Annotated in this window: 11 protein-coding genes; 1 reads left to right on the top strand and 10 read right to left on the bottom strand. The window is 39.6% G+C overall.

What is annotated here, in order from left to right:
* Positions 1-39: 39 nt before the first annotated feature.
* Positions 40-2571, top strand: coding sequence for a TIR domain-containing protein (locus RIC88_RS18870; protein WP_350219128.1), 2532 nt, complete (start codon positions 40-42; stop codon positions 2569-2571).
* On the opposite strand, the gene bioA is transcribed toward RIC88_RS18870, so the two are convergent.
* The 10 genes from bioA to RIC88_RS18920 all read right to left on the bottom strand — a co-directional run bounded on the left by bioA (position 2568) and on the right by RIC88_RS18920 (position 14642).
* Positions 2568-3851: an adenosylmethionine--8-amino-7-oxononanoate transaminase gene (gene bioA, locus RIC88_RS18875; RefSeq protein WP_350219129.1), complete on the bottom strand. Its 1284-nt coding sequence runs from the start codon at positions 3849-3851 to the stop codon at positions 2568-2570. The genes RIC88_RS18870 and bioA overlap by 4 nt on opposite strands.
* The gene (locus tag RIC88_RS18880; RefSeq protein WP_350219130.1) at positions 3848-4267 is read right to left on the bottom strand and encodes a type II toxin-antitoxin system VapC family toxin; all 420 of its coding nucleotides are present in this window, start codon (positions 4265-4267) and stop codon (positions 3848-3850) included. The genes bioA and RIC88_RS18880 overlap by 4 nt, the downstream gene beginning before the upstream one ends.
* Positions 4260-4532, bottom strand: coding sequence for a DUF6364 family protein (locus tag RIC88_RS18885; protein ID WP_350219131.1), 273 nt, complete (start codon positions 4530-4532; stop codon positions 4260-4262). Before RIC88_RS18885 ends, RIC88_RS18880 begins: the two co-directional genes overlap by 8 nt.
* Positions 4533-4564: 32 nt before the next feature.
* Positions 4565-5173 carry a dethiobiotin synthase gene (gene bioD, locus RIC88_RS18890; protein ID WP_350219132.1) on the bottom strand — a complete coding sequence of 203 codons (609 nt, stop codon included), beginning with the start codon at positions 5171-5173 and terminating at the stop codon, positions 4565-4567.
* A 63-nt stretch (positions 5174-5236) separates the two neighbouring features.
* Positions 5237-6340, bottom strand: coding sequence for an aminotransferase class I/II-fold pyridoxal phosphate-dependent enzyme (locus RIC88_RS18895; RefSeq protein ID WP_350219133.1), 1104 nt, complete (start codon positions 6338-6340; stop codon positions 5237-5239).
* Positions 6341-6366: 26 nt separating this feature from the next.
* The gene (gene bioB / locus RIC88_RS18900) at positions 6367-7356 is read right to left on the bottom strand and encodes a biotin synthase BioB (protein ID WP_350219134.1); all 990 of its coding nucleotides are present in this window, start codon (positions 7354-7356) and stop codon (positions 6367-6369) included.
* An 86-nt stretch (positions 7357-7442) separates the two neighbouring features.
* Positions 7443-8645: a CHASE2 domain-containing protein gene (locus RIC88_RS18905; protein ID WP_350219135.1), complete on the bottom strand. Its 1203-nt coding sequence runs from the start codon at positions 8643-8645 to the stop codon at positions 7443-7445.
* Entirely contained in the window at positions 8642-9409 is a 768-nt protein-coding gene (locus tag RIC88_RS18910; protein WP_350219136.1) for a hypothetical protein, read from the bottom strand. The genes RIC88_RS18905 and RIC88_RS18910 overlap by 4 nt, the downstream gene beginning before the upstream one ends.
* A 68-nt stretch (positions 9410-9477) precedes the next feature.
* Positions 9478-12666, bottom strand: coding sequence for a caspase family protein (locus RIC88_RS18915; RefSeq protein ID WP_350219137.1), 3189 nt, complete (start codon positions 12664-12666; stop codon positions 9478-9480).
* A 65-nt stretch (positions 12667-12731) separates the two neighbouring features.
* The gene (locus tag RIC88_RS18920) at positions 12732-14642 is read right to left on the bottom strand and encodes an outer membrane protein assembly factor BamB family protein (protein WP_350219138.1); all 1911 of its coding nucleotides are present in this window, start codon (positions 14640-14642) and stop codon (positions 12732-12734) included.
* Positions 14643-14702 lie beyond the last annotated feature (60 nt).

Below are 14702 nucleotides of genomic sequence, written 5' to 3' on the forward strand. Positions count from 1 at the left end.
AATTTTAACTGTTAGATTTATTTATTAATAAATCGATCCATGCCAAAAAAAGTTTTCATTTCATATTCTCATAAAGATGAGGAAATTAAGAAGAGGCTAGTAAATCATTTCAGTGGTTTAGTTAGAAAAGAACTTATTAAAATATGGGATGATAGAAGTGTGTTGATTGGGGAAAAATGGAATCAAACCATAACCAAAAATCTTGAAAATTCAGATATCATATTGTTTCTTATAAGTCCTGATTTTCTAGCATCAGAATATATAAATGAAATAGAAATAAAGAAAACAATCAAGAGACATCAGAATAATGAAGCCCTAATTATTCCAATATTCATCAGAGCTTGTGATTTCGAGTCAAGCGTTTTGTCACCATTTCAGGGAGCACCTAGAGATATGGGGTTCGTTTCATCAGCGCAAAATGAAGATGAAGCATTAATAAGTATAGTTAAGGAAGTTAAAAATCTCTTAGACAGCTTTAATGAACGTTTAATTAAACCTGAGACTATCTCTAGAATAACGCAAGATTCTTGTGACACTCCACCAGACATCAATAAATGGGTAGGAAGAGAGGATGAGTTGAAGTTTCTACTTGAAACAGAGTTTAAAGTAGTTTTCATAACTGGTTTTGGTGGACAAGGTAAATCTGCCTTAGCATCTAAATATGTAAAGGAGTCCCAACGAATTGGAAAATATCAGATTTGGGACTGGAGAGACTTCAAAGAGGAAAATTATAGACTAAGAACTAAGATTGTTCAGATAATTGAAAGGTTTTCGGAGAAGAAGATTTCCTTTGACTCCAAGGAAATCGAAATCAATGAACTGATTGATGTTTTGTTCGACACAATTTCTTCAAAGAAAATTTTATTTGTATTTGACAATATTGACTCGTATGTAGATTACGAAAACTTTATGCCGAATGATGACTTGAGGGTTCTAATTGACAAGTCATTAAATTATAATCATAAATCCCGTTTCGTTTTTACTTGTAGGCCATTCATTAAAAAAGCTGAAGTTAATTTTTTTCAATTGAGGTTAATTGGCCTAAAGAGAGAAAGTGCTATTGATTTGTTGAAAGCGTACAAAATCCCAGTATCAAAGCACAAAAGAGATAATTTATTTAAAGACTTATTTCTTTTAACAAAAGGGCATCCTCTTTGGCTACACCTATTAGCTGCACAGGCAACAAGAGGAATTGACAAATTAGAAAAATTTATCACTGACATTGAAAGTCATACTGAATTTTCCGAGGATAATATTAGTAAGATTCTTTCTGATCAAATAATCGACAAACTGTGGCTAACATTAAATGACAATCAAAAAAAATTATTAAGGTGTATTTCTGAATTGGTTAGATCTGAGGAAACAAGTGCGATTTACAGAATGATGCAGAGTGAGATGAGTTGGAACAAATTTTCAAAGTCACTTAAAGCTTTGAAGCTATTAAATCTAATTGAATCAAAAACAAGGGAAAATGGACATGAAGAAATTGAGCTTCACCCTTTAGTAAAGAGTTTTATAATAAGTAAATATCCAAGTGGTGAGAGGAATAAGTTCATTTCAATAATCATTGATTACTATAATCAGATAACAATTCTTTTGAAAGAGAGGATTAGTGGTAATGAAGAGTTGTCATTTTATGAAAACTGGCTCAGTAAAGTGGAGTTAGCAATTAATAAAAATGACTTTGAAAATGCATTAATCTACATGTATGAAATTCAAGAATCAGTATTAACAGCCGGTTATGTAGAGGAATATGTGAGAATTTCTAAGCTCCTATTTTCGAGAATTGATTTTTCAAAACACATTAAAAATGAAACCCCGTATTTTAAGTATGAATTAGAACAATTTGCAGATGTATTAAGTCAGACTTCTGATTTTGAATTGGCAAGAAAAGTTATTGATAAATATGAATCTGAAATTAAGGGGAAAGGGAAAGATTATATACTTCTATGCAAAATGTGGTGCAGATTTTATTGGAACTCAAACGACTTTGGAAAAGCGATAGAATGGGGTGAAAAAGCCTCATCTATAAGTAAAGAAGCTGGTGTTGAATCAGATGATCATACTTTGAATCTAGCAAAAAGAGATTCAAAAGAGGAAAATAGGGTAAAGGAAGCTCTAACATATTTTCTAAGAGGAAGCGAACTTGATGCAATTGTCTATTCTAATGTTGAATTGTCATCTTTATCAGCCCACTATTATGGTAATATAGGGAGGTGTTTGTTTATTCTAGGTGATAGAGATAAAGCTAAACAATGTTATTGTAGATCATACCTTTTGTGTTATGTGGAGGAACATTCAGACAGATTCAATAATAGAGGTTTTATTGCATATTGGATTGGACAGCTGTTTCATAGGTTAGATGAATATAAAGTGGCTTATCTTTTCTTTCGAAATTCTATACACTATTGGGATAAACATAATCCCAATAAAGCAAAACAAGTTCATAAAGAACTAGAAGCTATTGAAGGAGAACTATCTGATTTAGAAGAATTGAAAAAAATGGATATCAGTTTGATTGAAAAATATTGCCAAGAAAAGTGTCACGATCAAATAGAATTAAATCATTAAGAAATTTTCATTATGAATTGATGTATAACTCTTATTAGTACGTTTAAATCCTCTTCCTTTATCACATAAGGAGGCATGATATAAATCAAATTTCTAAACGGCCGAATCCAGACACCATTTTCCACAAAGAATTTCAGTGCTTTTGGCACATCCACCGGCTCCTTCATTTCCACTACTCCAATCGCACCAAGTACACGTACGTCTTTTACATTTAAGGCATTTCCGAGTGGGAGTAATTCTCTTTTTAATTGCTTTTCAATAGCCAGGGTTCTATCCTGCCAATTGGATGAAAGCAAAAGCTCCAGACTTTTGTTTGCGATGGCACAGGCAAGTGGATTTCCCATAAATGTTGGTCCATGCATGAACACTCCTGCCTCCCCGTTGCAAATCGTTTCTGCCACATGCGGAGTTGTCAAAGTAGCTGCCAGTGTCATGTAGCCACCTGTTAATGCCTTACCCACACACATGATATCAGGTGTAATGGCAGCATGTTCACATGCAAAAAGTTTCCCAGTCCGTCCAAATCCTGTGGCAATTTCATCAGCAATCAAAAGCATGTCATGCTCGTCGCAGAGCTGTCGGATTTTCTTTAGATAGTCGGGTGAGTAAAACCACATGCCCCCGGCTCCCTGAACAATAGGCTCAAGGATGAATGCTGCACACTTGTCACTATTGAGTCGGAAGAATTGCTCGAGTTGGCCCAGTTCTTCATCCGCATACTTTTCCTCAAATCGCTTTTTCGGTTGATCTACAAAAAAGTGTTTAGGCAGAAATTCGGCAAATAAATGATGCATGCCACCTTCCGGGTCACACACCGACATGGCCCCTGTGGTATCTCCATGGTAGCCGTTTCGGATGGTCATGAATTTACTTTTTCCGGTATTCCCTTTTGCATGCTGGTATTGGATAGCCATTTTCATTGCTACCTCAACAGATACAGACCCTGAGTCTGCCAGAAAGACTTTTTCCAATCCTGCCGGCGTAATTTCCACCAGCTTTTGGCAAAGCTTGATAGCCGGTTCGTGGGTGATGCCTCCAAACATCACATGAGACATTTTAGATAGCTGATCATTGGCGGCAGCATTCAGTTCAGGAACATTATATCCATGGATGGCTGTCCACCAACTGGACATCCCATCAATCAGCTCTCTGCCGTCTGCAAGTTTTAACCTCACACCGGAAGCTGACTCCACCGGATAGGTGGGCAATGGATTCGTTAGTGAGGTATATGGATGCCAAATGTGGTTTTGATCGAAGGCTAGGTCTTTCTGATTTATCATGAAATGATTTCTAAAAATTCACTTGGGGTATAAACCGGTACTAATGAAACATGGGGCACAAAATCCTTTTTATTTCTGGTGATAAAGTAGTCTACTTCATGATTAAGTGCTGTGTAGTATTGGCAAGCATCTTCTTTGTCTTTGAATGAGGACTTAATTGCTCTCAAAAGCAGCTGTTTTTCGGAAGAAAGAATATTGCATTTAGAAATTATCAATGAAAGAGCCTTTTCAGGATTTTTTATGGGAAGTGACTCGTAAACCAAATAAATCAATGTGTATACACTGCCCTCAGAAAGATAAAGCTGAACATCATTTTCATTAGAATATTGAATGAGTTTTATTGAAGTATCATAATAGGGAGCTCTTTTGGTAATAATATCAACCACAACATTGGTGTCAAGAAAAATATTAACCATGCTTCTTTTTTAAATGCTCAACAATTAATTCTTTATCACTCTGCTCATTCGGTTCAGTGTAGGGTTGGTTTTCTAAAAACTCAATAAGCTCTTCTCCAGCAATTTGTTCCTTACTTTTATTTTTAGATTTTAATTTTTCTTTGAATACATCTTCAAATAGCCTTGAAACAGACACCCCTTGCTGCTTGGCTTTCTTCTTAGCTAGTTGGATAATATCCTTTCTTACGGTTAATGTAAGTTTTGTTTTTTTATCTCTAGTTTTCATTTATACGTGTTTTTATAAAGATACGTGCTTTTTCAAATAAAAGTTAGCTTGGCGGCATATTTTTCGATCATTTTAGAAGTTATTTTCTCTTCTGTCTCGATCTCCAATATACACTTTGCATTGGATCGCTTTATGATCACCTCATAGGTGGATTGATTTTTTTCTCCATTGAAAATGATGCCCATTAAAGGGATATTTTGACTCTTTAGTGCATAAAGTGAAAGTAGTGTGTGATTGATACTTCCCAGGTAGTAATCAGCAACTAAAATGACTGGTAAACCGGTCGAAGCGACCCAGTCTATGTTGAGGAAGTCTGTCCGCATCGGCACCATCAGGCCGCCAGCTAATTCAATAATTAACGAGTTGTTGGTTGTTGGTATTTGAAGTCCAGACTCCTCAATTGTTACATTATCAATTGCAGCTGCTGCATGTGGCGACATGGGTTGGGTTAACCTGTATGCCTCCGGGTGGATAATGGTTTCCGGCGACCATCTTTTGACTTTATTCGAGTCGGTGTTTTCCAGATCTCCTGCTTGCACTGGTTTCCAGTAGTCTGCTTTCAATGCTTTGCATAAGATTGCTGAGGCCACTGTTTTTCCAGTGTCTGTGCCTATGCCTGCTACGATGATTTTTTGGTTCATAGAAATGCGTCATACTGAGCTTGTCGAAGTATAAGACACATTTCGACAGGCTCAATGTGACAATTAGTTTAATGTCTTGAAAAGCAAATCTATCTCCTCTTTGGTATTGTAGGAGTGGAGGCAGAAACGAATGCGTTCTTTCCCTTCTGCCACGCTCGGTTTTCTGATAGGAAGGGCGTTGATACCGGCTTCTTTTAATTTTTCAGCCAGATCTATGACCTCTTTATTTCCAGGCACAATGAGCGACTGAATTTGCGATTCTGAATCTAGCCACTGACCATTTGATTCCTTTCTTTTTTGCACAAAATATTCCACGTTTTCCTTGAGTTCATTCCGGTCAGCATCATATTTGGGTAAGTGGTTGTATATCGCTGCTATACTTGCGAAATGATGATTGGAAGGTGCTGTTGAGAAAATCATGGATCGTGAAAAGTTGATCTGATAATCTTTTAGCCACTTTGGCCCCACAACAGCTGCCCCATGAATACCGGGTGCTTTTCCGAAAGTCATAATCCGTGCAAAAACCTGATCTTGCAATCCAAGACTTTGAACCAAGCCTTCTCCATCCTCTCCATAGATTCCGAATGCATGTGCTTCATCCACGATAAGGAGTGCTTCATGTTTATGGCATAAATCCGCCACTTCTTTCAAGGGACAGATATCTCCATCCATGCTATACACGGATTCCACCAATACAATTGTCTGACCTTCAGCCTTTTTTAATTTATCCGCAAAGTCATCCGGGTCATTGTGCTTGAACCGAACCTTTTTTGCATGACCTAATCGTACGCCATCAATCAGGCTTGCGTGTATAAGCGCATCACAAATGATGGTATTTTCTTTGGTGGCAAGGCTGGAGATCAACCCAAGATTGGCCATGTATCCGGAAGCATATATTAAGGCACTTTCAGCCTTGTGGAATTTAGCGATTTCCTTTTCTACCTCTTCTGCGTATTCGCTATTGCCACCAAGTAGACGTGATCCGGTAGCTCCGTTTAGTTTTGGTGCATTTCTGCATTCTTCCTCAATAGCCAGGCTTAGGCTTTGTGATTGAGCAAGCCCCAGATAGTCGTTGGTATAGAAATCGATTCCTTCCGGGGGGAGCGGAAGGGTGCGCAACAGGTGTTGCTTTTTTCGTTCTTCGAGTGCTTTTTGATAGCTGTTCATCACCCCCTAGCCCCCTCAAGGGGGAATTATGCCTCGACTTCAGTTTCTTTTTTGACTTCTTTAAATGCTTCTCTTGGCTGTAATCCCAGCAGATCAAACATTTCCTTGTCGTCATTGAAGTCCGGATTAGGAGTAGTCAGTAATTTGTCACCTGCGAAAATCGAATTTGCTCCGGCCATGAAACACAGCGCTTGCTCGGTCAGGCTCATGCCTTCTCTTCCGGCTGAAAGCCTTACCACAGAGGCCGGCATAACTAATCGTGCAGTGGCGATCATGCGAATCAACTCATGAGCTGCAACTCTTGGCTGCTGAGCAAGTGGTGTTCCTTCTACCGGTACCAATGCATTTACTGGAACGGATTCTGGATGAACTTCCATGTTAGCCAGTGTCAAAAGCATTCCCATTCGGTCTTCCGCAGATTCCCCCATGCCAATAATGCCTCCCGAACAAACGGTAATTTTCGCCTTTCGCACATTATCAATTGTTTTTAAACGATCGTCATATTCACGCGTGCTGATGATGTCATCATAGAATGCTTCGGAGGTATCAATGTTGTGATTGTAAGCATAGAGTCCTGCATCAGCTAATCTTTTTGCCTGCTCTTCAGACACCATTCCCAGTGTGCAGCAAACCTCCATATCCATGCTGTTCACGGTTTTCACCATGTCAAGGACTTTGTCAAAATCTCTATTATCTCTCACCTCTCTCCAAGCCGCACCCAAGCACATTCTGGAAGCACCATTTGCCTTCGCATTTTCTGCCTGTGCACGTACTTCATCCACCTCCATCAGCTTATGAACCTTGATGTCAGTATGGTAGCGAGCAGCTTGTGGACAGTAGGCGCAATCTTCGGGACACCCACCGGTTTTGATGGAGATCAAGCTGCTGACCTGTACCTCCTTTGGGTCATGGTATTTTCGATGCATGGTTGCTGCCTCAAAAACCAGTTCCATCAATGGTCGATTATAGATATCAGCTATTTCTTCGAGTGTCCAGTTGTGTCTTACGTCTGCCATAAATCGTGATTGAGTTGAGTATGCAATTATAGGCAAGGCAAAGGAATAAAAAACCCCGATCCCGAATGTTCGGAACCAGGGCTCAGTCATGAATTAGTCTCACCAGAATTCATGATTTTTTTTAAAACTTTTCGTTTACTATAAATTAGAATGCCTGCAATTCGATCAATGATATAAAAGGCAATGGCAATAAAGAAAACGTTGATGTGGATGTTAAAAATCCAATAGGTAGTGAGTGATAGCGCTGTTAGGAGTAGAAAATAACTGGCAAAGCCGGCAATGTATTTTGTGAATTTCTTACTTGTGATTTTATTGATTCTATTTTCAATGACATCTCCCTCTACAAATGCGAGGTAGCTTAAGTATCCGTATGCGATAGCCATGAAAAGCAAAAACCACACGTTTAAAATGGTGTCTTCCTCCTGAATCGTTAAAAGTGCATTGAGCAAAATCAGTGGACCTGAAGTTATTTCCAGCACGGTTTCATGCATGTCATTTTCAAAAAAGTCTCCAATGACCACAATTTTATTGGCGGTGAATTCCTGGATGTCTTCATCGGTGAGGTAAAGTAATTCACCTAGACTAACGGGGTTGAAACCAGCCTCCGCATCATAGATGTCCTTCTGGAGAATACGATAGTTCATGATGAAGTTGTTCATCGTCCACTTAGAACCAACCTTGACAAATGGCCCAAGTTTTTTACTATTCTGCCGACTTAACTTTTCATGAACTTTGAGTGGTAACAACTTAGCCGTATCGTTATAGATAAGTTGGTACTTATATACCCCATCAAAAGCACTTCCAATCAAGTAATCGGAAATCCCATAGTCAACTTCATTGAAGATGGGCTTTTCGAGGCTTCCTTCTTCATTGATATGTGCGGAGAGGATTACATTTTCTAATTGATTTAACTGAGTGGCAAGTGCTTGATCATGGGCAGAAGAATCCACAAAGTGAATATCGGTGATGATGTATTTGGGCTTATCAGCAGCGTTATGGATTATCTCAAAAAGTAGCGCCAGTTTTTGGCGATCAGTGATTGCCTGATTGCCGACAGGAAATCCAAACTCATCATATCGATCAATTAACTGTAAATCATACGAAGTATTAATTAATGCAAAGTCTTCTGAATCCGGACGCTCTCGATTTGCAAAATTTAAGGCTGTAGTACTCCATATTAAGAACTTTTCATCACTGGCCAACCATGGCAGCTTCATAAGATAAAAAGTGAATGCCATCATTATCAATGTATTGATGACGATGAGTAATATGAGAAGTGACTTTTTCAAAGTCCGGATATTGCTTTGTTTAATTGTTCCTCAGAGCACTTGCCATACATTGTGTTAATTAATTCTAACACAGCAGTTTCTTTGTCCTCCGGAAATTGATCAATCATTGATTTCAAAACTTCATCGGAGACATAAGTGACATCCATATTTGTTAGAAAGGTGGATGATTGGTCATCTGCGTTGTAGTAGAAAAGTTTTGATTCAGTAGCCAAATTGGGATCAACCGGCTGACCATCAATTGAATAAAAATCTGTAAGGTTAAAAATTAGGATTTCACCATCGTTATCGAGCCTTTTATTTATGGTCTCTCCGTTATATTGATATTGTGCATAGAAGAATCTATTATCATTCATAGGGAAAGCTGTTGCTGAGACGCTAGTTCTGTATGAGTTGCCTAATAGAGCAATTGTCCCTTCATCAAAATGCTTTTGAAAATCAAGGGCATTGTTGATTGAACCTGCCCGAGTACTCAACCTCCCTCTTACCGGTGACAGGACTGAAGCCAGGGCATAGATCGCATCGATTTGAGTGGAGGAAGAACTGTTTTTCTGAATAACAAAGCGACCTCTCGAAGAACTCAAAACAGCTGCTCTTGCATCAGCGCTTTCAAATTTTAGGTTAGCACCTTCTGATATTTTGGCTCCTTTTGTGAGGTAGGACTCTGACTGGGTATCATAAATTTTTCCGATGGTGTGAATGACGGTATAGGATTGACTTTGGCCTTGAAAGGCAATCAGAACTAATAAGATGAGTGCGTGTTTCATGTGTATGTTATTTGCTTTCAACGGTCACATGGAATTCGTCCCGAATGCTCGGGGTTCATTTCATGGGCTTAATAAACCTTAAAATCGTTTCTAATATTTTCTTCTCGTGAGGTAGGAACCTGTTTGCCGTTGCTCAATAAGATTACCTGCTCCCCTACATATTGCCTAATTTCCGATACCCGATAGTCACGGTCTCTATTGATGTCAGCACGTCTGGTAGAAAATCCCTGAATCAGGCAGCTGGTAAATAAACCGTTCTTGGAGTTCACTCCCTCAGCGGCAAACTCAGTACCTCCGGCTGCAGATATGACCGTCGCTCCGGTTCCTTTTCGCATGTCGCTAAAAAGTGCTTTGGATAACTCCAGCGTATTGTCCAGCCCAAAGCTATTTTCTTTCAATTTGACGAGTGATCCTGCGGAGCGAAAGGCTACTGAACCCACGGAGCTAATGGATTCTTCAGCTTCTTCAATGTCATCCTCATCCAATTCTCCCGCATGGCACGTATCCATCATCAGGAGTTTGTTTCTGCATTTGATCCCATCAATCAATGCTTGTAATTGCTCGTAAGACAGCCCACCACTTGATGGATTGTTAAAATCCATGTTGTGGGTAGCGAAATAATAGGTGTAATCTTTATCCAACACGCCATGCCCGGCGATGAAGATCATGACAACATCATCAACTTTGGCCTGCTCTACAAAACTTCGAATGGCCTGAATATTTGCATCAGTAGCTTCCTGATCGACAATGAGTTTTTCAAATACATTTTCATATTCAGATGAGCCTTTCATTGTAGTGATAATATCTGCTGCATCCTTGGCCGCAAAGGCAAGGTTGTGTTGGGATTGCTGATAATGAGATACCCCAATGGAAACCAGATACAGATCCGGTTTGTCAAAATCTGTGGTAAGCTGTACTTCGAAAGTCTCAGGCAAAGACTCCAATCCATTGCTATTAATAGCAGTGACTTTGATTTCATTTAAGCCTTTGCCTAACTCGATTGTGATATCCTTAGTAAGGGAAGGGGTAGGAGAAATTGAAATACCTTTTGACCCGAACGCAGGGACATCATTTACATAGACCTGTAGTCGATTTATTGTTTGCTTCTGGTCACTTGCTTTGACTGAAAATGACAGTATCTTTTGATTCGTTTCTAATGGAATAGCGAGAATGTCAACATCTACTTTTGGTAGTTCATTTGAAGCTGAGAGATCAGCCTGACTAAATCCCAATCGTTTCAATCGCTTATTATAAGCAGCTTCGTATGAAGCGATGAGCTTTTCCGGTGCATAGCCTAATGTTTTAGCAATAATGTCCGGGCGATTATATTTAAGTTCCAGTTGTTCAAATGGCAAGACATTATTCCCCTCTTTAAAAGCGATTGCTTTCGCTGCATTTTTCGAAGAAGTATAATTGAAATCAGGCGTGTAAGCGATAAAACCACTTTCACCAATGAGTGCCATACTCATAGTTTTCTTACCTTCTTTCAGGTCATACATCGCTATCTCGCCCGTTTCATTAGTCGTGATAGCAAACCGTGAGTCCATGCTAAATACTGCATCGGTGATTACACCTTGCTGGGTGTCATCCACAATTTTCTGAGATCCTTTTTTAATTGTCACATCATAGCCTTCAAAAGAAATAGAATAGTCGCCCCTCGAGTATTTATCTTCTAATGTGCGATAGTCTTCTTTATACTTTTTACTCTTAAAGTCACTAATAGACCATTCATTTAAGTCGTCAGTATCGGTGAGTGCCCAGATTTTACCTTCATCTTCAGGGTTGAATTTCACCCAAACAATGTTGTCTTTTTTCTCTTTCAATGTTTTGTAGAGACGCCCGGTACTGAAATTCCAGATTTTCATAAAGGAGGTGTTCACAGCGGTGGTGGCCATGTACTTTCCATCTTTGGAAACATCGATGTGGTTAATATCAGAAGATCGATCAAAGGTTCTGACCAAAGTGCCTGTGGTGATGTCCCACATAGTCATATCCCGATCCAGTGAACCAACTAAAATGTGTTTTCCATCCGGCATCACATCCACTGCCAGCGCAGGCTGAACATAACCTTCCATGTCCCGGATTTTTCGTCCGGTTTCATAGTCCCAAAGCTTAAGCTGTCGCTTTTGATCTGATGTGACAATGGTTCGGTAATCCGGAGATAGTGCAAGCCAGTTGGTGTTTTTGGTAATGTTTTTAATTTCTTTAGCAACAGGCGGTACATAGTTTATAGCCTCCTTATTTCCCGGTTCGGGGAAATCAGCATTTTCAATATCATAGACCTTGATGGACCGTTCTTCGTTTACAATGACTTTGGTTTGATCCTGGCTCAAAACGGCTACCCCGCGAGGATTATTGATCTGCCATCTGATCGGTTTAGACACCTCACCAAAAGAGTTTCGATCATCACTGAGTTCGACTAGTGAAACACTGGCGCTACCGGTTTCTTCTTCATCTCCTTTCTCTGCAAGGAATGGGACAAAGACATTTTGAGAGAATAGAATTCTTTGCCCATCATTGGTAAATTCCATATTGGAATAGGTCATCACAAAAATGGTGGTAGACTCTTTGCCTATTCGTCCATTGGCTACATTTCCGATCACTGCAAAACCTGTCATCACCGCTTTGGTATAAGCCAAAGCTGCTCCGGATCCTTTCACATTATCCAACGCATCGGCAAGGATTTTTCCCTGGTTTGGATCTACCAGTTTAACTTCCACGCCATTGTTTTTACCACCGCCAGTTACAATTCTGTCTCCGGAAGGTGAGATTGCCAGGTTCATAATGGGTGCAGTAAACCCTGTAATTGTTTTTATGGAGTCACCACCTGTATTCCAGAGTTTCAGTTTTTCATCGTCACCTCCTGATATAATGGTCGTTGCATCTTTTGAAAGTTTTGCTGTATTGGCCGAGCCATCATGTGCTTGTATTTTGGTTTTTATTTCACCTGTGATTGCATCCCACAAAATGATGATACCACCCTGATCTGCACTCACCAGTAACTTTCCATCTTGAGATAGCTGGATAGAATTAACAGGAGCTCCATGCGCATTGAAAGTATTGACATCAATCCCGGTTTGCACATCCCACATTTTGATGGACTTGTCATCGCTGGCGGAATAGACATATTTACCGGTTGGCGAATATTGAACCATGTTGATCCCTGCGGTATGCCCCTGTCGGATGATCAGCTCACTTTGCTGTGAGAGAGCAGTGCAGGAAATGAGAATGGATAGAAGTGCTAAAATGGTTTTCATGGCAGTGGAGACTTTAGAATAAAAAGCGATCAGTCGTGAGGACTGATCGCTAACCTTACTGAACATTAGAAACTATAACTAATGATTTGTTTTTTGTCTGATTTGAAGAAGACCTGACCGGAAACCTGATCATAATCATAAAGCGGCTCTTTATCTCCTAAAAGAAGTGTACCTAGCTCATCACCTGTTCTTCGGTCTATTTTCACTAAGCCTGAGCTTTTACCTTGACCGCCTTCGCCCACACGTGTAAGGATCATTCTAATGTCCCCTTTGCTCACACTAGCACTAAATTTCTTCTTGGCTTCTGCACCAACCATCCCTGCAGCATTGTACAGATCTTGCGCTTGCTGAGCGTACATTTTGCTATAATAATCGTTTGAACCGTATCTGGAATAAGCTGATACTTGTGCTGACTTCATTTGCGATGCTGCTCCCATGGCCATGACAGAAGCTTGAGCAGCACGTAAAGCAATTTTGGCCGCAAGACTTAGGCCGGGAGCTTCCCAGTATTTATCGAATCTTACAGATCCGTCCGGCTCTAACATTACCATGTTATTATCGTCCATAAAAAGGTAGCCTCCTGCTACTAATTCTACACCAGTAGGAGAAGCATCATCCCCTTCAAACTTCTTAGAAAGACCTTTATGCAGCACTTTGTAATCCCCAGTTAAAAGATCTACCTCGAAAAGATCACCTTCAATCAACATTATTTCCTTAGTCAAGACTGGCTTGTATCTCAAAGATGGTACTTCCAGCATTCCTTTTTTGTCCCAGATTAGTTCACCATCATATTGGATATAGCCTAATCTCCCTTTAATGTCAGTGTACATTACACCAGTCGCGGCTATCTGATCAATATTGATTCCTTTTATTTTTTGATCCCATATTACAGACCCGTCTTTTCTATTAAGCAAAAGAAGCTGTTTGTCTTTTGATGTTGCCAGTATTCCTTTATCACCCAGATCCACCACATATCCATCTATCTTTTTCACCTCCCATTTCATGCTTCCGTTCTTAAGATCGTACATGGTAAACCATTTGTCATCAATCACAACCACACCATCACTCATGGCAGACATGGTCGGAACTACTTTTAATTTAAGCTCTTGTTCCCATAATTTTTTGCCTGACTTCATGTCCAGTGCCGAGAGTGAACCACTGTTATTCTTTTTCTCGAAAAAATATCCGTTGGAGAAATCCAGACTTAAGTCAAAGCTTTCAAATGTTTGATTCTTTTCACTTGTGTTATACTTCCACTTAACAGCGCCTGTTTTAGGATTTAGTTTTGCTATTTGAGTAGTACCCGGTAGGACTATATCCCCATCGTCAAGCAATGCCGGAAAGCCATTCACAGCAATTTCTTCATTGACCCAGATGATTTTCTGAGAAAGGAGGTCAACCATTTTAGTTATTGTGATCATAGGCTTTCCTTTTTGCATATAGTCAATATAGCTGGTGGATATAATCACCATTCTCAGATCTGAAATGTACCCTGTACCATCATAATTGAAAGTGGCCATCTCACCAACGAGAGGAACCTTTGTAATAGGCATTTCTGCGATTTTTGGACTTATTACCTCTTCTCCGGTTTGTATGTTGATAATAGCGTATTGCTTAAATACACCGTCAGAGAACTTTAGCTCTACGTAATCAGAAACTTCTGGGAATTCATCGTCGCTCAGTACTCGCAGAAAGTTTTCGAATGCATACTTGGGCTCTACTTTTTTCCCATCAGACCCCTTCATTTTTTTAGCTTGCTCAAAGGCTTCACTGCTCCAAAGAATATTGCCGTCTCGGCTATCTATACCATGGAGTGTAAAATCTTTGGTGCCTACAAGCAAGATTCCACTTTCGGTGATGCTGTTCCATTCTACTTCACTATCAAAATCAAGTTGCCACAGGGCATCTTGTGCTTTTGTTGGGCTCAATGCAATAAGTAGCATTAGACCTAAAATTAGTTTTATTGTGTTTTTCATGTCAGATCGAAGTTTTATTCGCGGTTAATTTTTACTAAATCAAAGTTTAGCGAATATGAT

The sequence above is a fragment of the Ekhidna sp. genome, from assembly GCF_040220215.1.
In the GTDB taxonomy this organism is placed as follows: Bacteria; Bacteroidota; Bacteroidia; order Cytophagales; family Cyclobacteriaceae; genus Ekhidna.